This window comes from Marinomonas sp. 63XJN7_7_ISO-PGPR-S23-202, from assembly GCF_056173505.1.
Map to the genome: position 1 here is coordinate 5,173,336 of NZ_CM149677.1, position 25,930 is coordinate 5,199,265.

General features: G+C 45.1%; 18 protein-coding genes and 1 pseudogene. 7 read left to right on the forward strand and 12 right to left on the reverse strand.

Translation table 11 applies throughout. The annotated features are described in order from the left end of the window. Window positions 1–282: 282 nt before the first annotated feature. Genes AC0VYG_RS23815 through AC0VYG_RS23830 form a run of 4 tightly spaced genes read right to left on the reverse strand, consistent with a single transcriptional unit; the run spans window position 283 to window position 9,114 of the window. Complete coding sequence (locus tag AC0VYG_RS23815) at window positions 283–1,716, reverse strand: efflux transporter outer membrane subunit (RefSeq protein WP_475430305.1); 1,434 nt, start codon at window positions 1,714–1,716, stop codon at window positions 283–285. Then, the gene (locus AC0VYG_RS23820; RefSeq protein WP_475430306.1) at window positions 1,713–4,856 is read right to left on the reverse strand and encodes an efflux RND transporter permease subunit; all 3,144 of its coding nucleotides are present in this window, start codon (window positions 4,854–4,856) and stop codon (window positions 1,713–1,715) included. Before AC0VYG_RS23820 ends, AC0VYG_RS23815 begins: the two co-directional genes overlap by 4 nt. Beyond that, the gene (locus AC0VYG_RS23825) at window positions 4,853–7,951 is read right to left on the reverse strand and encodes an efflux RND transporter permease subunit (protein WP_475430307.1); all 3,099 of its coding nucleotides are present in this window, start codon (window positions 7,949–7,951) and stop codon (window positions 4,853–4,855) included. The genes AC0VYG_RS23820 and AC0VYG_RS23825 overlap by 4 nt, the downstream gene beginning before the upstream one ends. Beyond that, a complete protein-coding gene (locus AC0VYG_RS23830) occupies window positions 7,948–9,114 on the reverse strand; it encodes an efflux RND transporter periplasmic adaptor subunit (protein WP_475430308.1) in 1,167 nt (388 codons plus the stop codon). Before AC0VYG_RS23830 ends, AC0VYG_RS23825 begins: the two co-directional genes overlap by 4 nt. A 389-nt stretch (window positions 9,115–9,503) precedes the next feature. Between AC0VYG_RS23830 and AC0VYG_RS23835 the strand changes: the two genes are divergently transcribed. From AC0VYG_RS23835 to AC0VYG_RS23850, 4 genes are all read left to right on the forward strand, one after another. After that, complete coding sequence (locus AC0VYG_RS23835; RefSeq protein ID WP_475430309.1) at window positions 9,504–10,367, forward strand: metal ABC transporter solute-binding protein, Zn/Mn family; 864 nt, start codon at window positions 9,504–9,506, stop codon at window positions 10,365–10,367. Next, window positions 10,368–11,135: an ATP-binding cassette domain-containing protein gene (locus AC0VYG_RS23840; RefSeq protein WP_475430310.1), complete on the forward strand. Its 768-nt coding sequence runs from the start codon at window positions 10,368–10,370 to the stop codon at window positions 11,133–11,135. It begins immediately after the preceding gene. A 10-nt stretch (window positions 11,136–11,145) separates the two neighbouring features. Next, a complete protein-coding gene (locus AC0VYG_RS23845) occupies window positions 11,146–11,922 on the forward strand; it encodes a metal ABC transporter permease (RefSeq protein ID WP_217491094.1) in 777 nt (258 codons plus the stop codon). A gap of 232 nt (window positions 11,923–12,154) precedes the next feature. Then, window positions 12,155–13,375, forward strand: a complete 1,221-nt coding sequence (locus AC0VYG_RS23850) for an MFS transporter (protein ID WP_475430311.1) — start codon at window positions 12,155–12,157, stop codon at window positions 13,373–13,375. Window positions 13,376–13,582: 207 nt separating this feature from the next. Here the strand turns inward: AC0VYG_RS23850 and AC0VYG_RS23855 are convergent, their stop codons facing one another. Next, window positions 13,583–15,514 (reverse strand): sialate O-acetylesterase, encoded by a 1,932-nt coding sequence (locus AC0VYG_RS23855; protein ID WP_475430312.1) that lies wholly within the window; start codon window positions 15,512–15,514, stop codon window positions 13,583–13,585. A gap of 245 nt (window positions 15,515–15,759) precedes the next feature. Between AC0VYG_RS23855 and AC0VYG_RS23860 the strand changes: the two genes are divergently transcribed. After that, a complete protein-coding gene (locus AC0VYG_RS23860; RefSeq protein WP_475430314.1) occupies window positions 15,760–17,943 on the forward strand; it encodes an alpha-glucuronidase family glycosyl hydrolase in 2,184 nt (727 codons plus the stop codon). 139 nt (window positions 17,944–18,082) lie between these two features. Here the strand turns inward: AC0VYG_RS23860 and AC0VYG_RS23865 are convergent. After that, window positions 18,083–18,256: pseudogene (locus tag AC0VYG_RS23865) on the reverse strand (tRNA uridine-5-carboxymethylaminomethyl(34) synthesis GTPase MnmE); the annotation flags it as partial. Window positions 18,257–18,280: 24 nt separating this feature from the next. Further along, a complete protein-coding gene (locus tag AC0VYG_RS23870; protein ID WP_475430315.1) occupies window positions 18,281–18,985 on the reverse strand; it encodes an SDR family NAD(P)-dependent oxidoreductase in 705 nt (234 codons plus the stop codon). 637 nt (window positions 18,986–19,622) lie between these two features. Here AC0VYG_RS23870 and AC0VYG_RS23875 point away from each other — a divergent pair. After that, window positions 19,623–20,075, forward strand: coding sequence for an excisionase family DNA-binding protein (locus AC0VYG_RS23875; RefSeq protein WP_475430316.1), 453 nt, complete (start codon window positions 19,623–19,625; stop codon window positions 20,073–20,075). Beyond that, window positions 20,075–20,644 carry a PIN domain-containing protein gene (locus AC0VYG_RS23880; protein WP_475430317.1) on the forward strand — a complete coding sequence of 190 codons (570 nt, stop codon included), beginning with the start codon at window positions 20,075–20,077 and terminating at the stop codon, window positions 20,642–20,644. The genes AC0VYG_RS23875 and AC0VYG_RS23880 overlap by 1 nt, the downstream gene beginning before the upstream one ends. A 384-nt stretch (window positions 20,645–21,028) precedes the next feature. On the opposite strand, the gene AC0VYG_RS23885 is transcribed toward AC0VYG_RS23880, so the two are convergent. From AC0VYG_RS23885 to rpmH, 5 genes are all read right to left on the reverse strand, one after another. Further along, complete coding sequence (locus AC0VYG_RS23885) at window positions 21,029–21,412, reverse strand: hypothetical protein (RefSeq protein WP_475430318.1); 384 nt, start codon at window positions 21,410–21,412, stop codon at window positions 21,029–21,031. A gap of 163 nt (window positions 21,413–21,575) precedes the next feature. Beyond that, window positions 21,576–22,955, reverse strand: a complete 1,380-nt coding sequence (gene mnmE, locus AC0VYG_RS23890; protein ID WP_475430319.1) for a tRNA uridine-5-carboxymethylaminomethyl(34) synthesis GTPase MnmE — start codon at window positions 22,953–22,955, stop codon at window positions 21,576–21,578. A 157-nt stretch (window positions 22,956–23,112) separates the two neighbouring features. Beyond that, window positions 23,113–24,780 carry a membrane protein insertase YidC gene (gene yidC / locus AC0VYG_RS23895; RefSeq protein WP_475430320.1) on the reverse strand — a complete coding sequence of 556 codons (1,668 nt, stop codon included), beginning with the start codon at window positions 24,778–24,780 and terminating at the stop codon, window positions 23,113–23,115. Window positions 24,781–24,874: 94 nt separating this feature from the next. Further along, window positions 24,875–25,273, reverse strand: coding sequence for a ribonuclease P protein component (gene rnpA, locus AC0VYG_RS23900; RefSeq protein ID WP_475430321.1), 399 nt, complete (start codon window positions 25,271–25,273; stop codon window positions 24,875–24,877). An 8-nt stretch (window positions 25,274–25,281) separates the two neighbouring features. Beyond that, window positions 25,282–25,416, reverse strand: coding sequence for a 50S ribosomal protein L34 (gene rpmH / locus AC0VYG_RS23905; RefSeq protein WP_013663328.1), 135 nt, complete (start codon window positions 25,414–25,416; stop codon window positions 25,282–25,284). Window positions 25,417–25,930: the final 514 nt, after the last annotated feature.

Sequence of the window (25,930 nt, forward strand, 5' to 3'; positions counted from 1 at the left end):
CAGTAGGCTAAGTAACCAGCATTGTTATACGCTATCGTGAAATACATCAGGAAGAAGACAAAGGTTCTTCTCGCTGGTCCGTAGTGATTATTGATATGCATAGCGGTAATCCGCTATGGCGATATCTACAAGAAACGGCTGAGGCGTTGTAAAGACTGAGTCTATTTGCCGCACGTCTAAAACAGTCGTTTTGACAGCCCGAAAGCCAAAGTAACAGTAGGCTAAGTAACCTACCCAATAGGTACAGTCTAATGGACTGCACTATTGGGTTTTAGGGGAGCTTTATTTTGCTGTGTTCTTTTTCGGTGGCGTTGCGGAGGGTAAATCGCTCACATTCCAGCCGCCGCCTAGAGCGACGATCAATTTTACGCTGTTGATGAGCTGAGATTTGATGATATTCAATTCATTCTGTTGTTGGCTCAGGCTGGTGGCTTCTGTCGTCGCGACATTTAAGTAATCGATCATGCCGGAGTTAAATTGATTATAGGTCACCCTCGCAGACTCTCTGGCGGATGCGGTGGCTTGTTTTTGCACGGCCATTTCCTCGTTTAGCCCGTGTATAGCCACCAGATAATCCTCTACTTCTTGGAAGGCACTCAGTACGGTTTGTCGATAATTGGCGACACTGGCGTTATAAGCGGCTTTTGCTTGGCGAACTTTTGCTTTCGTGGCCCCAAAGTCGAAGATATTGCCACTCAGAGAAGGCCCAATCGACCAAACTCTTGAAGGCAATTCGAACAGGTCACTCAAGGTGGAGTTTTCAACCCCTGCGCTGGCTGACAAGGTTAAATCAGGATAATACCCGGCAATGGCAACGCCGACGGCGGCGTTCGCAGCGGCCACATTACGCTCTGCATAGGCAATATCGGGTCGACGTTGTAACAACGCAGAGGGAAGCTCGGTAGGGATCTTGGGCAAATGATAGGTCAACGGCTCAGCAGGCAGTGAAAATGCTGCAGGTGGTTTGCCAATTAATACCGCAATGGCGTGTTCATACTGAGCCCGCTGCCATTTGAGATTAATCATAGAAACCCGAGTGGTGTGTAATTGGGTTTGCGCTTGAGCCAAAGAGGAACGGGAAATGTTCCCTGCTTTGTATTGATTGTTAACGACTTTTAGGTATTGGGTATAGTTTTTTATATTGCGTTGATAAAGTGCGATTTGCTCATCCATCACCCGCAATTGAAAATAATCTTGCGCCAAACTGGATTGCGCACTGAGGGTCGCATTGGCCAGTTGGGCGGCACTTGCCATGGCGCTGGCACGATCCTCTTCCCGAGTGCGGCGTAATTTTCCCCATAGATCCAACTCCCAGCTGGCACTGCCCTTCGCAGAAAAGCTATTACTGGTTTGGTTTTGTGTACCAGAACGTGTTGCGCCCGCTGAACCATTGATCGATGGATACAGATTGGCGCCTGCTTGTTCTGCAACGGCTTTGGCTTTTTCGTACTGAGCTGCATATTCGGCGACGTTTTGGTTGTTTATCTGTACTTGGGCGAGCAATTTAGACAACACTGGGTCTTGATAGACTTTCCACCAACTTCCTTTAGGCTCTTGGTCTAGTGGTGTTGCTTTTTGCCAACCTTTAGCTTCTTTAAATGATGGGCTTTGTGGGACGCTTGGTCGTTTATAATCCGGCCCAACCACCGCACAGCCACTGAGTATCGTCGCGAATAGACTGATACACACACATTGAATGATTCGATTATTCATCATGATCCATTTTCATCATTGGTTAGAGAGGAACCGCTAGCAGACCAGTCTTCTTTACGAATATAACGTTGCCAAAATCGCCGAGTCCCTTGGCTAATTTTTTCCATATAGAGATAGACCACAGGGGTGGTATACAAGGTCAGCAACTGACTGACAACTAAACCACCACAGATCGCAATGCCTAACGGACTGCGTAAATCGGCATCGCCGCCTTGTCCAACGGCCATTGGTAAGGCACCAAAAAACGCGGCAAACGATGTCATTAAAATCGGTCGAAAACGTTTTAGGCAGGCTTCTCTAATGGCCTGTTCTGCAGACATCCCCAGCTTTCGTTGGGCATCTAATGCAAAATCTATCATCATAATGGCGTTCTTTTTCACAATACCAATCAACAGCAAAATACCAATCAAGGCGACAATGGTCAGCTGTGTATGAGTGATTTGCATGAGTAGCAAAGCACCAAGTCCTGCGGACGGTAAGGTGGATAAAATGGTGAGTGGATGAGCAAAGCTTTCATAGAGTATGCCGAGGACAAGATACACCGTAATGAGTGCTGCCAAGATTAACCAAGGAATATTGTTGGCAAAATGGATTGAAAATTTAGCATTCCCTGCGTAGTTCGCCACAATGCTGCTTGGCATGGCTAATTTGGCTATTTCCAGTTTAATGGCTTGTTGTGCCTGTTCTAACGTGACTCCATCCGCCGTATTAAACGCGATGGTAACCGTGGCGGACAGATCTTGGTGTGAGACGGATAAAGCCGCGTTTCCGCTTTCCAGCGTGGTAAATGCGCTTATAGGGACAATATTGCCCTTATTTGTCACGATGCTCATGGATTTTAAAACATCACTGTTGCTGGTGTAATCCTTGGTTAACCCCATGACGACATGATATTGGTTTGTGTCTTGGTACATGGTGGCAATCTGGCGTTGGCTAAACGCATTATTTAATAGGGTATCCAAATCTTTGACCGAGACACCAAGGCGTTTCGCCGCATCGCGGTTAATAACGATGCGAACTTCTTGGCCACCCTCTTCTAAATCCGAATCGACCCCACTGAGCTCGGGTAAATGACTTAATGCCGTTTGGACTTTGGGCGCCCATTTGCGCAGTAGGTTTAAATCGCCTGATTGTAAGCTCAGTTGATAACTCGCATTGGCACTGCGTCCGCTAACATGAAGATCACTGGCGGCCCGTAAAAATAGCCTCCCTCCTGCCATGTTTTGAGATTTTTGGTACAGACGATTCGCGACTTGGGCGGCGGTTGCCTGTCGTTCGTTAAGTGGCTTGAGTAGCACGAAAAAGCGACCTAAATTTTGGCCACCACGGCGCGAACTAGTGATAGCGCTCATCACGCTGGCAACGGCGGGGTCGGAGAGAATCATCTTAGTATATTGGCGTAGTCTGGGTTCCATGGCGTCAAAGGAGGTATTTTGATCCGCGCGTAAGGCGCCAAATAGCACGCCAGTGTCTTGCTCTGGAAAGAAGCCCTTTTGAATAGTGCCGTACAAATGGAAATTCAATGCAATGGTTGCGATCAAGGTCAACAGGGTGATGCGCTTGTGTCTGAGGACAATATCCAACGATACTTTATAGCCTCTATTGAGCCAGTCGAAGGCGTTTTCAATTCCAATATAAAAGCGGTTTTTAGGACGGTTTTGTGTGTGGTGACGTAACAAGCGTGAGCACAACATGGGCGTGAGTGTCACGGAGACCAGCATTGAGATCAACAGTGACACCGTCAAGGTGACGGCGAATTCTCGAAGTAGCTGACCAATAATATCGCCCATAAAGAGCAATGGAATAAACACCGCCACCAAAGAGACGGTCATCGCGAGCACGGTAAAGCCGACTTCCTTTGCACCTCGCAACGAGGCTCTGACAGGCCCATAGCCCTCTTCCAAGTGTCGGGATATATTCTCCAACACCACAATGGCATCGTCCACGACGAAGCCTGTGGAGACGATAAGAGCCATCAATGAAAAATTATCTAAACTGTACCCAAGCAGGTACATCACGGCAAAGGTTCCCAATAAAGACACAGGTAATGCCATCGCCGGAATAAATAAGGCTCGGCCATTACGTAAAAAGACGAATACCACCGCGATGACTAGGGCCATGGCAATCAGTAAGGTGCGTTCCGTTTCATGCAAGGCGGAACGTATCATAGGAGAACGGTCTAAAGTAATGTGCAATTGCGCACCGGTTGGAAGCAGCTTTTTAAATACGGGCATTTGCGCTTTGATGCCATCAATGGTGGATAGCATGTTCTTGCCGGAAGCGAGGGTGACACGAATATTCACCGAAGGCTGATTATTGTAGTAGGCGACGTTGTACGGGTTTTCTACCCCTTCTTTCACCTCAGCAACATCGGATAAATGGATGGCGGCCCCATTTTGATAGTGGATAACGATGTTTTTAAACGCCTTGGCATGCAGCAATTGGCTATTGCTATTGACCATTAAGGTGTGTTTATCGCTTTGAATCACGCCCTTGGGTCCATGGTTGGTCGCAGCCACAATGGCTTTACGAACAGCATCCAAGGAAATGCCATAATGGGTCAAGGCTTGTGGGTGGAGACTGATGCGCACCGCTGGCGAAGAACTGCCTGATAGCGTTACCTCTCCTACACCATCGACTTGCGCGATCCGAGGTTCTAACTGATTGGTAGCAAAATCATACATGACACTGGCAGGAATCGATTTTGAGGTCAGTGACATCATTAAAATAGGCGCTGCCGCCGGATTGATTTTTCGATAGGTCGGCAAGGAGGTCATAGCGCTGGGTAATAGGCTTTGAGAGGCATTGATGGCCGCTTGGACATCCCTTGCGGCGCCATTAATATTACGTTTACCGTCAAACACAAGCACGATAGAGGTCGAGCCTAACGCACTGGATGAGGTCATCTCATTGACCCCTGAAATTTGCCCTAATGCTCGCTCCAATGGCGTGGCAACCGTTGCAGCCATGGTTTCCGGGCTAGCACCGGAGACATGGGCATTAACCACAATAATTGGAATTGATATAGCGGGCAGACTGGATACAGGCAACCATTGAAAGCCTAAAATGCCCAGTAACATCAATGCCATGGTGATTAACCATGTTGCCACTGGGCGAAAAATAAACGTTTTTGAAAGGTTCATCGCTGCGCTCGTTGTCGACGACGTCTTAAGAGTCGATCAAAGAACAGGTAGATGACGGGGGTAGAAAATAATGTCAGTAATTGACTTAAAATCAGTCCCCCAACGATAACCAACCCCATTGGCTGGCGTAGCTCTGCCCCCGAGCCCTGGGCTAACATTAATGGTAAGGCGCCAAATAAGGCCGCCATAGTCGTCATTAAAATGGGGCGAAAACGCAATAAACAGGCTTGATGAATGGCGTCACGAGGGCTCAGATGCTGTGTTTTTTCTGCTTCCAAGGCAAAATCGATCATCATAATGGCGTTCTTCTTCACAATACCGATCAGCAAGATGACGCCGATTAAGGCGATCAAACTGAATTCCGTCCCATTCATCAATAAAGCCAAAAAGGCACCGACAGCGGCTGTCGGCAGTGTGGATAGAATGGTGATCGGATGGATAAAACTCTCATAAAGAATGCCCAGTACCACATACATGGTCAGCAAAGAGGCGAGAATCAGCCATAAGGTATTTTTCGTCGAGTGACTAAAAGCTGCGGCGGAACCTTGGTATTTTAGGGTAATGCTGTTGGGCAGTTTTATCTGGCGAATGGTGTTACTTATGACTTGCTGGGCTTGTTCTATGGAATAACCATCGGCCACATCGAACGACAGAGTAACCGCTGGAATCTGGTCAAGCCGAGCTTTCATTAATGAGCCTGTTCTTTGGCTGATTGTGGCCACATCGGTTAACCGGACCATGGGGGTAGCCCCAGAACCTGTGGTGGATTTACCGGCCAGGTAAATATCATTCAAGGTCGAGACGGCTTGATCTTTATTGGCCGGTACTTCCAAGACAACACGGTATTGGTTGGATTGGGTAAAGATCGTTGAAATCAGACGTTGTCCAAACGCGTTATATAAGGCCGTGTCCACATCGGCGACGGTGATGCCATAGCGTGCCGCCACATCACGATGGATGGTGACATAACTCACGAGACCTTGGTCTTGTAAGTTGCTGACAACCTTGGTTAAAGCGGGTTGCTCTTTTAAAGCATCGACCAATTTTGGTGTCCAAGTAGCCAGTTGTCGACTGTCCGTATCGTCCAGCGTCATTTGATATTGGCTGGGGGTGACCTGATCGTCCACGGTTAAATCTTGTTGTGATTGCAAATACAGTTCTATGCCTGGTATATCGGCGACTTCTTGATACAGTCGTTTAATAATGGCTGGGGCGCGGTCACTACGCTCATCAAAGGGTTTTAAGTTAATCTGTAACCTTCCTTGGTTTAAGGTTTCATTCTGTCCGTCTACACCAATACTGGAAGTAATGCTTTGTATATCAGGGTCTTTTAACAGCCGCTTGACGACTCTTTCTTGCCGCTTACCCATTTCCGTAAAAGAGACGCTATCCGAGGCGATGGTAATGCCTCGTATCGTGCCAGTATCCTGATCGGGGAAAAAGCCCTTGGGGAGGGCAACGTAGAGCCCTATAGTGAGCAGCAAGATACCTACAATCGCCAATAAAGCGGTTGTTTGATGGTTTAACACCTTGGTTAAGTAGCCATTGTAAATAGAGACAACATGATCAAAGACTTGCCCACCCTTTTTATAGAAACGGCTTTGCTTTTCTTCTGGTATGCGGCGCAGCAAATAAGCACACAGCATGGGGGTTAAGGTCAAAGAAACGATCATCGATACCAAGATAGAGACCGACAAGGTGATGGCAAATTCACGGAACAGTCGGCCGACTACATCGCTCATAAAAAGTAGCGGAATCAGTACGGCAATTAGAGAAAAGGTTAATGAAATAATCGTAAAGGCGATTTGCTTCGAGCCTTTGAGCGCGGCTTGAAAGGGGGACTCACCTTCTTCTAGGTGTCGTGAAATATTCTCCACCACCACAATGGCATCATCGATAACAAAGCCCGTTGCGATAGTCAGAGCCATCAAGCTTAAATTGTTAACACTAAAGCCTGCCAAATACATGACGCCAAAGGTACCAATTAACGACAAAGGTACCGCAATACTGGGAATCAATGTGGCCGCGAGATTGCGCAAGAACAAAAAGGTCACCATCACCACCAAAGCAATGGACAACATTAACTCGAATGTCACGTCATGGATCGATGAGCGAATGGTTTGTGTGCGATCAGATAAAATCGACAGTTTAATGCTGCCAGGCAGCAATGCTTGCAGTGCTGGTAAGCGGCGTTTAATACTATCCACTACCTCGATGACATTGGCCCCTGGCTGACGTTTCACTTGAATAAGGATGGCGGGCTTACCATTTGCTGTGGCCGATATATATTGGTTTTCACTACCGGAAATGACCTTGGCAACGTCTTTTAAGCGCAGAGGAGCACCATTTTCGTATTTTAAAATGAGGTTAGCGTATTCATTGGCATCCCGTAATTGGTCATTGGCATCAATGCTGATGGAATGGTATTTGCCATTAAAGCCCCCTTTTGAGCCATTCACATTGCTGGCGTTAATCAGCGTGTAGATGTCTTCCAGTGTGAGCTGGTGAGCGGCTAAGGCTTTAGAATTGGCCTGAATACGAATCGCCGCTTGATGGCCACCTGCCAAGGTAACCAATCCGACTCCAGAGACTTGTGACAACTTAAGGGCCACTCGGGAATTAATCCAATCCTGTACCTTGGTTAATGGTAGCGTGTCGGAAGTGGCGGCAATCGTCAGTACGGAACCATCCGCAGGGTTCACTTTTTTGTAAGTAGGCGGATAGGGCAAATCTCTGGGTAAGAGAGCGTTGGCCGAGTTAATCGCCGCTTGGACTTCTTGCTCGGCCACATCCAAAGGTAGCGATAGGTTGAACTTTAACGTGATGAGCGAGGCGCCGCCTGAGCTGGTGGAATACATCTGGCTGAGACCGGACATTTCCCCTAGTTGGCGTTCTAAGGGCGCTGTCACTGAAATCGCCATCACCTCTGGGCTGGCACCTGGGTACAAGGTTTTGACTTGAATGGTGGGATAGTCTACTTCCGGCAATGCCGAAACCGGTAACAAGGTATACGCGAACAAGCCCGATAGTAACACCCCAACCATCAATAGGATGGTGGCAACCGGTCGCTCAATAAAGAGACGAGATGGGTTCATTGAGCGTCCTTGTTTGGTGCGATAATTTTTACTGTACTGCCATCTCTTAAATTATCGATGCTTGTTGTTACGACTTTATCACCCACTTTAATGCCAGATAAAATCACCACTCGATCCACGCCATCAACGGGCCCTGCTGTCACTATGTGCTTTTTCACCTTGTTATCAGGGCCAATGACGAATACAAAGTCGCCATTATCATTGAGTTGCAATGCCGCTTTAGGAATGACAATGGCGTGTTTTAGCTGTTTAACCTGTAAGCGAACATTCACAAACTGGTTGGGATAAAGGGCTTCCTTTGCATTGCTGAAAAGTGCTTTTAATTTGATTGTCCCTGTATCACTGTCAATGCTATTGCTGATGTTGGTCAGCTTGCCTGTTGCTAACTTCTTGGCACCTGTTTGGTCAAACAAAGTAACGGGAAACTCTTGGTGACGACGTAATCCTTGCAACACTTCTTGTAGATGTTGTTGAGGAATACTGAAGGTCGCGGCAATCGGATTGGTTTGCGTAATGGTGGTGATGGCGGTTGAATCACCGCTGATCAAGTTGCCTTGATCCACTTCTAACAGACCGATATAGCCGCTAATGGGGGCTTTAATTTTTGCGTACGCAATATTCAGTTTCGCTGACGTTATTTGCGCTTTAGCGGAGGCGACAATGCCTTCATATTGGCCAACCGTGGCCATTTGTTCTTGTACATCTTGTACCGAAATAGAATTTTCTTTAGCGAGCTTTTGATAACGTGCCAAGGTGGTTTTGGCGTTGTGTAGCAGGGCTTCGTTCTGGGCCAAGGCGCCTTCGTTTTGTGCTAAGGTCGCTTGATAGCCGCGATCATCGATTTGTGCAATGAGCTCACCCTTTTTAACGTATTGGCCTTCTTTAAAATAGACCTGTCTTAGCTCTCCGGTGACTCGACTGGTTACCGTTACCGATGCATTGGCTTTTACGGTGCCCAACGCATCCAAATACACGGCGACATCGGCCTGTTTTGCCTCGCCTGCGTAAACCGGTGTGGTTCTATTGCCACCAAAATGATGGCGTGCTTTACCTATTTTTTCCGGCGTTTGCAGATAATGCCAGCCATACCAACCTCCTGCCACCACGATAGCGATCAGGAGCGTTAACAAGAGTCGAAATTTTATGCTAGAACGAGTCGTCATTTTCTATTAAACAGCCATGTTATGGTGATTCTTAACTATCAGGTAGGTTAGATTGTTGAGCTGGGTCTCGTTCCTATCGTGACAATCCCAAATTATCTAGTAAGAAAGCAGTGTATGGATTATATAAATATCGACAATATTTTTTACCTTTATTTACATAAGAATGAGCAGTATATCGATGGAACCTTCATGTGATTGAGGATAAATGTGAAGGATCCATGGATGGAGCTCTGAGTCTTTGTCGTGTTGCTCTTCAGTAACTGTTTGTTGTTATTTAGTAACTGCATGTGACTCTTTAGTAACTAAAACAGTTTCTTGAATCAAAATATTATGTTATAACCTAACAACTATTTAGCACCTCAGATTTTTAAAATTGTTAGGAGAAATTCATGTCACTAAGCCGTCTGGTATCAGGAGTGTTTGCGCTAAGCGTTTGTTTAGTCAGTAGTTATGCGCTTGCTGCCCCTATTCATATCGTTGCAGCAGAGAACTTTTATGCGGATGTCGCTAAGCAAGTTGGCGGCGATCATGTTGAAGTTTCAAGTATTATTTCGAATCCGGATGTTAATCCACATCTTTTCGAAGTGAGTCCGAAAGTGGCCCGCTCTATTTCCAACGCCAAGATCGCAATTTACAGCGGCATTGGCTACGATGATTGGATGTCTAATCTACTGGCGGGCCACGACAATTTAGTCAAAATCAATGTGGCCAGTATGACAGGTCATGAAGATGGGGATAACCCACATATCTGGTACGATCCACACACCATGTTGCTGTTGGCTTTAGCCATTAAACAGGAGCTCAGCCAACTGGATCCTGCCCACAAAGCTGCCTATCAGCATAACTGGCAGGCGTTTGTAAAATCCATACATCCAATTTGGCAACGTATTGATACCTTGCGTCAAAAATACGCGGGAACAGAAGTGACTGCGACTGAGCCAGTATTTGGCTACATGTTCGCAGAACTGGGCTTTAAAGTGCGCGACCTTGGGTTCCAAATGGCTGTCATGAACGATACCGACCCATCTGCGAGTCAAATAAAAGCCCTACACAACGATCTGACTGAACACAAAGTGGCTTTCTTACTTTATAATAATCAAGTAACAGACCCTATGACAGATCAGTTAAAGGCGCTTGCGGAAAAACATAAAGTTGCTATTGTTGGCGCCACTGAAACAATGCCTAAAGGCACTCACTATCAAAACTGGATTAATCAAGAGTTGACTGGAGTGCAAAACGTACTTGAGAAATAAATGACAAAATTGATTATTTCTGCAGCGAATCTAAGCGTCAGCTTAGGTTCGCGTTTGCTGTTTGAATGTGATGAGCTTGCCATAGAAGAAGGTGCTTTTGTCGGTTTACTGGGTGGTAATGGCGTGGGTAAGACGACTTTTTTACGCACTCTCCTAGGGCTGCAAAAAGCACAGTATACCACTTTGAATATTTTGGATGCTCCCTGTAAACGAGGCTCCTCGTCCATTAGTTATCTACCCCAGCTCAAAGCCCAAAGCAGCCGACTCGCGTTATGCGCACAGTCCCTGTTTCAAACCTGGCGGCCACGGAGTATAAGCGCTAAAGAATGGCAACGACGCATCGACAATGCCATTGACCAAGTCAATGCACAAAAGATTGCCTCCCAGCCTATGGATACTCTATCAGGCGGAGAATACCAGCGTTTAATGCTGGCACAAGCCCTACTGAATGAGCCGAAGTTATTATTACTGGATGAACCGCTGGTGGGCCTTGACCCAAGTCGGCAATACCAATTGGTGGAACTGATTCTCCACTTACAACAGCACCTTGGTATGACCATCATCTGTTCTACTCATGAACTGAACCCTTTTATTAACCACTTTACAGAAGTTTTGTTGATTCATGAGCAGAAGTTACGACAAGGAAAGGCCACAGAACTCCTCACCAGCCAAACCTTAAGTGAACTGTACCATTGTCACCTTGATGTGGTGGTGCATCATGGTCGCCAACATTTAATTGCCCATCCGGATTCTGATTTATATGTTTGAATACTCATTCATGCAAAACGCATGGTTAGCCACCATTGTTATTTCTTTGTTGGCTGGGCCTATCGGTTACTTCTTAGTGTTACGAGGTCAAAGCTTTGCCGGTCACGCCTTGGCACACCTTGGCTTCACCGGTGCCAGTGCCTCCATTTTCTTGGGTGTCACCCCTTTTTCAGGGGCGCTGATCGCCACGGTGATGGGGGGAGTGGCCATTGGTTATCTGGGCAACCGTTTAGAACATAGAGATGTTGTTATCGGTATCGTTCTCACGATGGCATTGGGGATTGGCTTATTGGCCTTGCACTTTTATACGCAATTCGCGACCCAAGCCAGTAGTCTACTATTTGGTAATATACTGGCCGTCAGCCATAGCATGGTGATTCGCTTGGCGATACTCAGTGTGCTATGTGGAATGGCTTTTTTACTGTTGGCGCGCCCCTTATTGCTGACCACCTTACAGCCTGATATCGCCGAAAGCCGAGGTTATTCTGTTGGTCGTTACAGCATTGTATTCTTTATTATTTGTGCTCTAGTAACCGCCGCCTGTAGCCAAATTGTTGGTGCCTTGTTGGTCTTTACCCTAATGATCGCCCCGGGCGCCGCCGCACTGCAGTTAAGCTCCCACTTAAAACAAGGGTTAATTTTGAGCGCCGTATTGGCGTTAGTTTATGGATTAGGCGGTATTACTATTTCTTATTATAGTAATTGGCCTGTGAGCTTTACGATTACTTCCTTGAGTTGCTTGGGTTATGCATTGGCTCGGCTGTATCGCTCGAAAAAACACCACTAACGGCTGCGTTTTTTTGTGTGCTAAAACACCGTTTCGCTTGATCCTTTCACTGTCTATTTTGTATATTGATCTACCAGAGGCCGTTATTCACAACATCGTGTAGCGGCCCTTAACAGATAACCTCATCAAACAGCAAACCGTGCGGATCTGGCGCAGGATGTCTCCTTTTGGTCATCAAGACCTTTCTCCGCATCAGTGACACTGGCATCAGTCAGGATGTAATCGACCTTTTATGAAATCGCCTTTTACCGGTATGTTCCGGTCTCTTCGCAATGTCAATTATCGGATTTGGTTTATTGGCGCCCTTATCTCGAACAGTGGGACTTGGATACAGCGAACGGCACAAGATTGGCTGGTGCTGACGGAGCTGACAAAACACGATGCGTCCGCCCTTGGCTGGGTGATGGCGTGCCAATACGGACCACAGATTCTCTTGTTACCTTGGACTGGCTCGGCTGCGGACTACTTTAATAAACGTAAGTTATTGATGGTGACTCAGTTAACCATGGGCTCGTTATCCCTGCTGTTGGGCGTGCTGACGTTAACGGGGTTGATCACATTGTGGCAAGTGTATATTTTTGCCGTTTTATTTGGTTCTGCGGCGGCGTTTGATGCGCCCGCACGGCATTCTTTTGTTGGGGAAGTGGTCAATGAAGAGGATCTCCACAACGCCGTAGCGCTTAACTCCACCTCCTTTAACTCGGCGCGCATGATTGGTCCTGCCATTTCAGGTTTGATTATTGCGGCCACTAATACAGGTTGGGCGTTTGTGATCAACGGCGTATCTTTCTTGGCGGTGTTAGTGTCATTGTTCTTTTTACGGGTGAGCGAATTGAATTCTGGGACGGATGATAAGCGAGTAAAAGGCACCTTTAGCGAAGGGTTACGCTATATGTGGCAGCGTCCAGACCTGAAAGCCATTCTCCTAATGCTGTTATTAGTGGCGACATTTGGGCTAAATTTTCCGATCTTTATTTCCACCATGGCGGTGAGCGAGTTTCATTCCAATGCACAAGGCTATGGACTGCTGATGTCCTTTATGGCGATTGGCACGGTATCGGGGGCCTTGCTTAGCGCGCGTCGAGACAAACCTCGTTTTACCCTGTTATTAAGCAGTGCCTTCGCCTTTGGCATTAGCTGCTTCCTGGCGTCACTGGCACCGAACTACTGGTTGTTTGCCGCTGCGTTAGTCGTTACGGGTATTTCCGCCCTCACCTTCACCAACTCCGTGACGAGCTTAATACAACTGAGCACAGAGCGCCGTATGCGGGGGCGAATGATGGCTTTACGAGTCAGTATTGCCCTTGGCAGCTCCGTAGTCGGTGGCCCTCTTGTGGGATCTGTAGCCCATATTTTTGGCCCGCGCTGGGCCCTAGGCATAGGTGCTGCCTCAGGCTTTGCTGCGGCTTTCGTAGCCCTTTATGTCTTGTATCGGGAAAAACGCCGTCAGTAGGTTTGATACATTTTATTTTTTTGTTCTTTTTTAGGTTTTTAGCTCTCGAAACTTCCCCGTATTCTTTCGGGACGAGATCTGGCTCCTTGTTTGCGCATATGTATGAAGCTCACAGAATGCTCTTCACTGAACTTGGAGGTGTCCCCGCTGTCGCTTTGGTTGGCCTCAATTAAGTTCTTAGTGTGCTGGTTTGGTATGGCAATTTACTCATTTTTCAGCCTGAAATGGGGATGCTGGTAAACCTTCAGTGTTCACCAAGTTAACAGCGGGGTTATCAGCCCAGCCATAACGCACATATATTGGCTCTGCAATTTTGTCGCTCCATACCTGTACTGTATTTCCTACTATTCTCGCGTTTGCCCACACAAACTTAGCGTCACGTCCGGCTATCGCAAAGCCTATTAACGCGTCTTTGTTGGATTTTTCTAAGTGACTGCCAAAAAGTTCAAAGTATAAAATGGCTTTATTGTCTTTGATCTTCATTTGCTTAAATAAAGGGCCAGAATACACAATGTCATTTTCGTTATAGGCCAATTTTCTTGCTGCCAAAGCCAAGCGATCTGCCACTGCTTTTTTATTCAGAGGGTGAATATCATTCCACTCGCCAACATCGATGCTAACGGCCATAGCAGTATTTGGCTCAGAGAGAGCTAATCGCTGTGCTTCACGGGGTTCTGCCCAAAAACTATCTGATGGTTGTGATTGACGAGGCATAAAGTTAGCAAGTTGTACAAAGATAAATGGAAAATCGCCTTGCTTAAATTGCTTACGCCATTCACGGATCATGGCAGGAAATAATTTTCTATATTCAGTAGGGCTTCCTGTATTTGATTCACCTTGATACCAAATAACCCCTTTTAAAGTTGTATTTAGTAAAGGTGCTAGCATGGCATTGTAAAACCCTAAAGGTTGACTGTATTTGATGAACCTTGGTGCTGGTGTGGCTGGCATTGCAGCCCCTACGTGATAAGACCATTGCCCATCGAGTGATATTTTTTTATCTGCTAATTGAATAAAGTAAGGCTTATCTTTAACAAAACCGCCTTTATCATTATTACTAATTATCCTTACCGTAATGACATTTTTGCCTAGTTTTAATACACCTTCATCAATCGAGTAGCGACGGGGCGGATATTGATAGGTAGTTTGACCGACTTCAATACCATTAATGTAGACTTTATCCGCATCAACGATGCGCCCTAAGCTTAGTATTGCTGGCGCCTTGGCTTGCTCTTTGGATAAAGAAATTGCTTTTTTAAACCATACACTACCATTTTCTACCGGCACACCTTGATCTTGCCAAAATGCAGGAACCGCTATTTTTGGCCATGCGCTGTAGTCGACGCGATCGTCATACCAAGGGATGTCTTGTTGGCCTTGATCTTGCTGATCAAGTAATTGATACCAGATATCATTTCGTTTTTTATCCGATGCGATTAATCCGTCTAAATAGCCTGGTTGGCGATACGGGCGCACTTGGTCAAGATAATGAGGATAGTCTCTTTTTAAAGCCTCTTCACTCATCCACGCTTCTGCCGGAGAGCCACCAAAACTACTGTTTATTATCCCGATAGGGACCTCTTTTATCTGTTGTAGGTTTTTAGCAAAAAAATAGCCCACCGCAGAAAATGACTCTATTGTATTACGGCTCACCGCTTGCCACTGACCGCTATCCACATCATCTTGGGGAGCGTTATAATTATAAGTACGAGGAATAACAAAATGTCTAATAAGATTGTTGTTCGCGTTTTTGACTTCTTCTGGGTATCTGACTTTTACGCGGGCCATATCGGTTTGCATATTTGACTGGCCTGAGGCAAGCCAAACATCCCCGAAAAGAACATTATCAACGGTTAAGGTATTGTTACCTGTTATGGTAATTTTATGTGGGCCGCCCGCTGGCTGTGCTACTAATTTGATTGACCATTTGCCGTCTTCAGTAATGTCAGTACCTACCATGTTACCATCGAGCTGAATGGTCACTTTCTCGCCATTTTCAGCCCAACCCCAAAGCTGATTTTCAGTATCTCGCTGCAATACAACGCCTGAGCTTATTAATTTCGGTAAGGAAACATCAGCATAATTACTGGTAGAAAAAATCAGCAAAACCGTTGTCAGTGTCAGTTTAACTTTGCTCACTATACCACCTCATTTATTATTTTTATGTGTTCTGATTTGCCAGTCTAATTATTTTGGGCTTGTTAAATTATTATCTAATAACACATTAAGGTTATGTTTTTGTTTACTGCTGAGCTTTTGCTATTTTTTTTTGATAATGTCATTAACAATTAATTTGCATTCTTATTCGACATCCAGGAGCTATTGTCGAGAAGGCCCAGTTTGAGCAAACCTCACACTATGACAACAATAAAGCAGGAACGCTGATGAAGTTAATAATTCCCTTGATACTAATGTTAATAACATCTGTCAGTCAGATTAGTTATGCATCTCCAATGTTTGCTGGCGAAGATGGCTATCGTCTATGGTTAAAGTACGAGCCAATAAAGGATTCGCTGAAACGTAATAATTACAATAAACAGCTAACTAGTATCGAGCTGTCAGGTCAGTCAGACACGATCTACGTCATTCGTCAGGAGCTTGATGCCGCATTACCTCAGCTGTTAGCAAAACCTATCAAATTTGTGTCTCAAGCAGAGGCAACAAATACTTTGATTATTTCTAAAGGCACTCAAGCACTGCAAAAACGGTATAAGTTAGGCAGTGATTTTAAAAAACTGACTGATGAAGGCTTTTTAATAAAAACCGTGGGGACAGATCAAGGTACACACACTCTGATCACTGCAAAATCGGATATAGGGTTGATGTACGGCACCTTCCGTTTTATTCAATTACTGAAAACAGGCGAAGATATTAGCCAATTAAATATAGCTGAATCGCCAAAAATAAACATAAGGATGCTGAATCATTGGGACGATTTAGACCGGCATACTGAGCGCGGTTACGCGGGTCAATCAATATGGGATTGGCACAAGCTTCCTGATTATAAAAAACAGCGTTATTACGATTACGCACGCGCCAATGCATCCATTGGTATAAATGGTGTTGCGGTTAATAACGTTAATGCAAACTCGTTAATATTAACCCCTGCTTGGCTTGAAAAGATCAGCGCCTTAGCGGATATATTCCGTCCTTATGGTATAAAAATATACGTTTCGGTTAAATTCAGCTCGCCTCAACAAATTGGTAATCTGAGCACCTCTGATCCTAGCAACAAAGCGGTACAACAGTGGTGGAAAGATAAAGCAAAGGAAATTTATCAAACCATTCCTGACTTTGGTGGTTTTTTAGTTAAGGCCAATTCGGAAGGTCAACCAGGACCGGGTGACTACGGACGAACTCATGCGCAAGGCGCCAACATGTTAGCAAAAGCATTAAAGCCTTATGGCGGGAATGTTATTTGGCGCGCTTTTGTTTATTCACACGAAGATAAAACCGAACGCTCATTACAAGCTTATAATGAGTTTGTTCCTTTAGATGGTCAGTTTGCTGATAATGTGAGTGTTCAAGTAAAAAATGGACCTATTGATTTCCAGCCTCGCGAACCATTTAGCCCATTGTTTGGTGCCATGCCAAAAACGTCCTTGGCGATGGAATTTCAAATAACACAAGAATATCTTGGCTTTAGTACCCACTTGGCTTACTTGGCTACCCTGTTTAAAGAAACATTAGATACCGATACCTATCAGTATGGCAAAGGCTCTACGGTTGCTAAAGTTATTGATGGAAGCTACTACAAAGCAGGCAAACCGAATTTAACGGTGATGGCAGGCGTTGCCAATATTGGTATGGATCGCAACTGGACTGGGCATATTTTTGGTCAAGCTAATTGGTATGCCTTTGGTCGACTTGCCTGGGATCACCAGTTATCCGCAGAAAAAATAGCCTCTGACTGGGTAAAAATGACGTTAACGAATGACGCAACCGCTGAGCAAAAGATCGTATCAATGATGATGGGCTCACGAGAAGCTATTGTGAATTATATGACCCCTTTAGGGCTTCATCACTTAATGGGCTCAGGGCATCATTATGGCCCTGCCCCTTGGGTAGATAACCTTGGTCGTGCAGATTGGAATCCGGTTTATTATCATCGTGCTGATAAGCAAGGAATTGGCTTAGACCGCACGGCCACTGGGACGAATGCAGTGTCACAATATGCCAAACATTGGCAAGTGATTTTCTCAGATCCGAAGAAAACCCCTGAAAACTTATTATTATGGTTTCACCACTTGCCTTGGAACTACAAAATGGCTTCTGGCGATACACTTTGGAATGAATTAGTTAAGCATTACTACCATGGTGTCGATGAAGTCATTGAGATGCAAAAACAGTGGTTTGCTCTTGAAGGTAAAATAGACAATAACCAGTTCAATCAAGTACGCATGGCTTTAGCTATTCAAGTAAAAGAAGCAAAATGGTGGCGAGATGCAAGTGTGCTCTATTTCCAAACGTTCTCTAACCTACCATTGCCTGAAGGCTTTGTAGCCCCTCAGAAAACGCTAGAGTATTATCAGTCATTAAGCTTTCCTTATGCGCCAGGGCAAGGATAATATGGTGCATTATCAAGTCATACGCTGCGACATTCTTAGTACAGCAGATGTTTAGCGCGCTCCCTGCGCGCGACATCAGAACCCTTCGCCAATATTCACGAGGAGGGACTGCCTAAAGAGTTTTTTGATCATGCCTCTATCACGGGAGAGATGTGGTTCCGGTGATTTCGCTAAGGGCTTGTTGCGCTTCTTTTAGATCTTCGGCGAGTAATTCACTTGCCTCATAACCGTTAAGTTGTACATTACCCGCTTTTAGGAAGCGGCTAGCTTGGTTAAGTGCTTCGATATGACGACGGCGGGCGATAAACCCGCCTTATTGGGCTAAGTCGTCAAGGACTTACCAGGGCACACTGTTCCCAAATCTATCTAGATATTTTAGTCCGGGTTTATGGATCTGGGCGAGCAGTACATTGACAATATCCGGTACCGTTTCTTCTAGGGTAAATGGGGCTTGATCGCCTCCTAGGCCGGTACGGATCCAACCTGGGGCCATCAGTACTATGGATCTGGCTGTGTTCTGCTCCCGGACGGCAAAGCTTTTCACCAGCATATTAAGGGCGGCTTTACTGGCTCGATAGACTTCCCGCATACCCTTTTGGTTGTTGCTGATACTCCCTTGTCCGGAAGACATAACACCAATCAGGCCATTAGTCAGCACTAGATCGTCAAAGGCTTCAAGAACCCGCATGGGACCTAGGACATTGGTCAACATTACTTGGTTAAATTCTTCTGTGCTGACTTTGCCGATAGTAATCATCTGATCCTGAGTGGTCGTGCCCGCATTGCAATACAGCATGTCTAGCCTTTGCCCAGCAAGGCATTCATGCAAGGCTCGGATTTGTTCCTGGGAGGTAATATCCAAGGTTTCGATCCTAACTTGGTCCGGATATCGATTGGCTAGGTCATGCAATAAACTTGGTTTGTTGTTGTCTCGTACTGTACCTATTACATTCCAGTTTTTGGATACAAACTCTTCGGCCATGGCATAACCTAAGCCCCGGGAAGCACCGATAATCAAAAGGGTTTTTGCTTGAGTTTTCATAGTGATTTTCCTTTATTTGGCAGAAAGAATCACTATAGGAGGCGATGGATCATTGCGGAAGACGCATGGGTTGCACATATAACCTGCATACTATGCACTATATTAATTTTATTGAAGTTTATTCGCTGTAGCCCGTTGAACTTAGAGGATGTTTCTGCCACTAATGGGGATAACCAATCCTACTTACCAATACAGGAAGTATAAATTATATCTAAATCAATACATTGTTTGTTTTTGGGAGTAAATGCTGGATCAGCAATCTACGAACCTCGATACACGTTACATACTGATCTCGCCAAGATCTTCATCCGGAACGATGTTTAGGTCTAAATGGAGCGGATTCGAGCTGTTCAAGCCGACGGATAAGTGCAGATATATCCATGTGGTCTACCTTGGTGTCAGGGAGCAATCCCATTTTCAAGCAAAGACACTGTTTCCAGGCAGTCGTTCTCGTTTGAATTGCTATGCTTTTTCATTGAAAGGCACTAGTCGCTTCTGGAGATAAGTTTTTAGGGATATCCCATACTGTAAATTTTATCTTTTCGAATATTTCGAATGTTTACTTTTTCGAATATTTCGAATAATATTGTGATGTACAGATTTGTGTAGTCTAAATTTGAAACTAGAGAGAAATACGATGAATACTGCTACAAAATTGCCAAGCGCTGAAGAAATTGCACTGGCTAAGCTTGGTAGTCAAGAGTTGTCAGCCGTAATGGAAATCAATGGCGAAGCTCAAAGGATCAATGTTATCGATAAGTCTGGTAAGACTCACGAAGTTATGATTCCATCAAGTGCATTAAACATGATGATTGAGGTGCTTACTCAATTGGGTCAGGGTAACTCTGTTAGTATTACACCCATTCATGCTGAACTAACAACACAAGAAGGTGCTGACATGCTAAATATGTCTCGGCCTACATTTATTAAGCTCTTAGATTCTAACGAGATTCCGTTTAGTCGCACTGGTAACCGTAGGAAGGTGGCCTATGCTGATCTTATGGAATACAAGAACCGTTTAGAAGAGAACAGACTGGCAGCTCTTGCTGAACTATCCGCATTAGATCAAGAAATGGATATGGGATATTAATGACATCATATACGGTGATTTTAGACGCATGTGTTATGTATCCTGCTCCGCTTCGCAGTTACCTAATGTATTTGTCTAACACTGGGCTATTCAGAGCACGATGGACAGAGCAAATACATGATGAATGGATTCGTAATCTTATCAATAACAACCCAGATGTCGATCCCAGGCGGCTAGAAAGAACCAAGCAGTTAATGAACGCTCATGTACCTGACTGCTTAGTTGAAGGTTATGAATCATTGATTAATGGTTTAACCTTGCCAGACGCAGATGATAGACACGTTGTTGCCGCTGCTATTAAAGGACGAGCAGAGTCTATCATCACCTTCAACCTAAAAGACTTCCCTACAAAGGAGCTTGATCTGCTAGGTCTTTCTGCAATACATCCAGATGAGTTCTTATGTGATATGTTTGAGCTAGATAGCAGTGCTTGCGTCAAGGCGGCCCAGCAACAACGAGGTTCGTTGAAAAGGCCACCAATGACTCAAGACGAGTTTTTAGCTTGTTTGCAAAAGCAGAAACTTCCATGCTTAGTCTCAAAATTAAAGAGATTTAAGCTTATGCTTTAGAAATAGTTTTGTAATCAAAATCACCAAGCGAGTTTGATCAAAACACGACTCATAGATCATCTTTTAATGTGACGTATATTCGGTGAGTCTGTGATTCAATAGCACAGATTGAAAATCTAAAAACCACTTCTTGATATTATTTGAGTATTCCAAGGCAGAAAGTAAAAATATAAAGTCATTCAAAGTGTTAGAAAGCTATAACAGCGCTGCTAAACACCCAAAAAAGTATTCTCTATTTGTTTTCAGGCAATCAGGTCAGCAAAACTTCCCAGTTGATGAGTTTTATAGAGCAGTCAGCGCTGCCTTACCAGTGTGGATGGTAAATCTCTCCCATATCCAGTTCTGTATGAACAAGGAGATCAACTGCTGTTTAAGGAGCCTGCTTTATGAAGAGTGAAGATGGATGCCCGCAGAAACCCAAATTGAGTAGTTGGATTTGCTACCGGATGCTTTACTCGCTGTAATTTGGTCGAAGTAGTCAAAGAAGCTGGCATTGAGTTTTGTGCGGTCATCCAAGCCATGTTTGGTTGATTCCATTTCCAGTAGACGCTTGGCTCGAATGGCCTCAGCTTTTTGCAATGTGATTTTATTGTGCTCGCGCTCAACTGCGTTGTTGGGCTTGGCGTAGAGGAACAGGTTTAACGTCTCGTATGAGCGTTTTTGAGCTCTTGAGCCGTCTTCCGAGGTCTTTGATCCATAATAGTACACAAGCCTGATAGCTCGCAGGCCATTTTTATCTGGATCTCGTTTATGTATGCTGATTTTCATAGGTTTTTCTCATCTTGTGCTCCGCATGTGCTCCAGAATTTATCTTCGGAGAACATGCGGAGCAAGAATCGACAAAACCCTTCAAATTACTTCCCACCAAATAAAACAAAATTATTTTAAAATCATAATGTTGTTTTGATTTGGTTTGATGCGTTTTACTATTTTACTTCCCAATACAGAAAGACCCAAAAATACGCCCTAGCAAGTCGTCGCTGGTGAAGGCTCCGGTGATTTCGCTAAGGGCTTGTTGCGCTTCTTTGAGGTCTTCCGCTAGCAATTCCCCTGCTCCATAACCGTTAAGTTGTTCGTTGCCGGCGTCTAGAAAGCGGTTAGCCTTGTTAAGTGCTTCGATGTGACGACGACGGGCGATAAAACCGCCTTCATTGGTGCTGTCGAAGCCCATAACGGCTTTTAAGTGGTTTGTTAGATCATTGACGCCCTCACCTGTTTTCGCGGATAGAGAGATCACAGGGACATCTGAGACGATTTCCATTCCTGTCCCTTCTTGGGTTAAGTCGACTTTGTTGCGTACTAAAGTCAGGTGTTTTGTATCGCCAAGCTTTTCCATGAATTCGGGCCAGATTTCGTTAGGATCTTTGCTATCGATGGATTGGCTATCGACCATCATGAGGATGCGATCGGCTTTGCTGATTTCATCCCATGCGCGTTGAATACCAATGCGTTCCACTTCATCTGGGCTGTCACGAAGACCGGCGGTGTCGATGATGTGCAGTGGCATACCATCAAGATGAATATGCTCCCTTAGTACGTCTCGTGTGGTGCCTTCGATACTGGTTACAATGGCAGATTCTTTGCCTGACAAAGCGTTAAGTAAGCTGGATTTGCCTGCATTAGGACGGCCTGCGATCACCACGCTCATGCCTTCACGAATCAAAGCGCCTTGGTTGGCTTCCTTTAAGACATCACGCAGGCGATCTTGAATGCCAGCCAGTTCGCTGGCGACTTTACCATCGCCGATAAAGTCGATTTCTTCTTCGGGAAAATCGATGGCGGCTTCCACGTAAATACGCAGATGAATCAAGGATTCCACCAGTTCGTCTACGCGTTTTGAGAACGCCCCTTGCAATGAACGCAGCGCGCATTTAGCGGCTTGTTTAGAGGAGCTGTCTATCAGGTCGGCAATGGCTTCGGCTTGGGTTAAGTCCATCTTATCGTTCATAAAGGCACGTTCGGAGAACTCTCCAGGACGGGCAAGACGGGCACCCAAGGCGACACAGTGAGTTAATAACATGTCCATGATGACAGGGCCGCCATGGCCTTGTAATTCGAAAACGTCTTCGCCTGTGAAGGAGTTTGGTCCAGGAAAATATAAGGCGATGCCTTCGTCAAGTTGCTCGTTTTGGGCATCTTTAAAGGGAACATAATGGGCGTAGCGAGGCTTCGGGTCAAAACCGACAATCTGTTTCGCAATACTGAGGCTTTTGGGGCCGGATAAACGAATGATGCCAACGCCGCCACGGCCTGGTGCGGTCGCCTGCGCTACGATGGTGTCTTGGTCAATGGCGTATTGAAAGTCGGTCATAATAAAACTCGGTACGGTTTACGTCGATAAATAGGGAAGATAAGGATAGTGCCATTGTCTATTAGCCATAGAGTGATGGCAATCTAAACGTAAAAAAGGCCTCCCGAGGGAAGCCTTTTTGTCTCATTTTTGTGCAATTGCTTTTCGAATGGGTCGATTAACCCTCTCGTTCGATTCGCTTGGTAATGATGTACTGTTGCAAGATCGACAAGCTGTTGTTGGTCACCCAGTAAAGGACAAGACCCGCAGGGAACCACAAGAAGAAGAAGGTAAAGGCGATAGGCATTAACTTCATGATCTTCGCTTGCATTGGGTCTGGCGGTGTTGGGTTCAACATTTGCTGACCGAACATACTTAGCCCCATCAAAATTGGCAGGATAAAGTATGGGTCCATGACAGATAAGTCATGAATCCAGAAGATAAACGGAGCATGACGTAGCTGTACCGATTCCATCAATACCCAGTACAAAGACAAGAAGACTGGCATTTGTACTAAGATTGGCAAACAACCCCCTAACGGGTTGATCTTCTCTTTTTTGTACAGCGCCATCATGGCTTGCGACATCTTCTGACGATCGTCTCCGTACTGCTCTTTTAGCTTGGCGATTTCCGGTGCAAATTTGCGCATTTTCGCCATAGAACGATAACTTGCTGCAGACAGTTTGAAGAACACCAATTTCACACAGCATACGATAAGAATGATCGAGAAGCCCCAGTTGCCCACTATGGAGTGGATAAAGGACAATAAGCTAAAAATTGGTTTTGCCAAGAACCATAACCAGCCGTAATCAACCGTTAGGTCAAGGTTTGGCGCGGTTGCTTCAAGGTGCTTTTCAAGCTTAGGCCCAACATAGAAGGTGGAGCTTAATGTCGTTTTCTTACCCGGTTCGACGTCGACTCGTGGGCCAACAAAACCGATCAGATTAAAGTCCCCATTGGTACGTGCTTGCAGTGTGAAATTCTGACCTTGTTCAGGTACCCATGCGGTGACAAAGTAGTGTTGTAAAATCGCTACCCAGCCTTTATCCGCAGTGACTTTGACAGGATCTTCTTTCATTTTTTCGAAAGAGATTTTGCTGTATTTGGTATTGTTATCAGAAATGGCACCGCCTAAGTATGGATGTAAGCCCATATTAGTGGATTGACTTGGATCCGGTGAGTTATCGCGTTTGATTTGGCCAAATAGATTACCACGCCATACTTTGTTCGTGGTGTTATCAATGGTCATCAGTTCTTTAATGCGATAATTACCTTTGGTGAAACGGAAGGTTTTGGTGTATTTCACCCCGTTCGGACCCGTGTAGTAAAGGTTCACATTTAAAGCGTCTTGGCCTTTTTTAAGGACATAAGACGTTTTATCTGTTGTATAAACAGGACGTCCTTTCGGTGAGGCATCAGGTCCATTAGGTCCGATCAAACCACTTTGTGTGACGTAGACATGTGCGGGCGTGTCTTCAAGAATCACAAAAGGAGCGGGCTTGCCCAGTACTTTTGTGTATTTTGGTAGAGCGGCACCGACTATATCACCACCAACAGGGTTAATATCGACACTTAGCGTATCCGTTTGAACATGGATGAGCTTACCGGGTGCAACTTTCGTTGCATTGTCAGGTATCTTGCTACTGTCCGTATTCGCATTCGCATTGTGATGAGCGTCTGGTAAATCAGTTTCTGATTCTGATTGCTTGATTGTTTCAGCGGTTTGCTGAGTTGTTTGAGCTGCGCTTTGCTTGGACTGAGGACCATAATCGTGGTTCCACTGTAAAAACAGTAGATAGCCAGTGATAAAAAGCGCACCCCATAAAAAGTAACGTCTGAAATCCATGGTATTCAACTAATTTGTTTGGTTGGACAATGGGTTCGCAGAACCCTTTTAAAAAACACGCGCTATTAAACCAGCCTTTGAGGGTTTTTTCAGCTTATTTCTGTGTTGAGTTCGTGCGTTTTTGGTTTGAGGTCGTTTTTTTCGACTTCTTCGCCAATTGATCCCAAGCTTTAGCTAAGCGTTTATGCAGCGTTGGGTTATCTAACTCTTTGATTCCCTGACGAGATAAAAAGATGATATCCATACCGGCTAATAAGGTTTGGTTATGGCGAAAGGAATCGCGTACCAAACGTTTGATACGATTCCGGCCTACCGCACGTTTATCCGTTTTTTTGGCCACAATCAGACCCAAGCGAGCTTGATCATCTTCTCGTTTACGTGCCAATAAAAGGAATTCGCCTGCGAAGACTTTGGAGGAGGTGTCGTTAAAGACGGATTGATAATCCTCGGCATTCAGTAATCTGACATGCCGAGGAAAACAATATTCGGTCATCAGCGTGCTTATGCGCTTAGAGCCTTACGACCACGAGCACGACGACGAGCAATCACTTGACGTCCGCCTTTAGTCGCCATACGAGCACGGAAACCATGGTTGCGTTTGCGTTTTAGAACGCTAGGTTGAAAAGTTCTTTTCATGTTAATTCTCTCACTGAATGCAGTGTTTGAGTTTTGAGGGTTAGCATTCGCCAAGCCTCGACAATTGATACGAAATCAGGGCGCGGATTTTAGAGCCTTTCGCCAATGAATTCAATGATTACCCATCATCTATTGTTAAAAAATTAACCACACATTTGATTAACCTTTTACTCACAAGCTTGTACATCTTTAGTGGATAAAAATATTTTTGTTACAAAAAGTTATGCACAAAGCATGTATGAAATACCGTTATGTGTATAAAAATCAAAAAGTTACTAACATTTTGTATTGTGCAAAACCTTTCAAACAAGGTGCTGTTAATATGTGCATAAGTGCTTGTGTTATGCACATCGGAAACGATTTACCTACAGGTGTGTATAACCTTGACTGTTATCAACAATAACGATGTCTCTTGGGCCGTTTTGGATTTTTTTCTATTTATATGTGGATAACTTGCGGTGAGAAAGGTAAAATCCGCTTCTTATCTGTCACTCAATCAGGGAGTACGCCTACA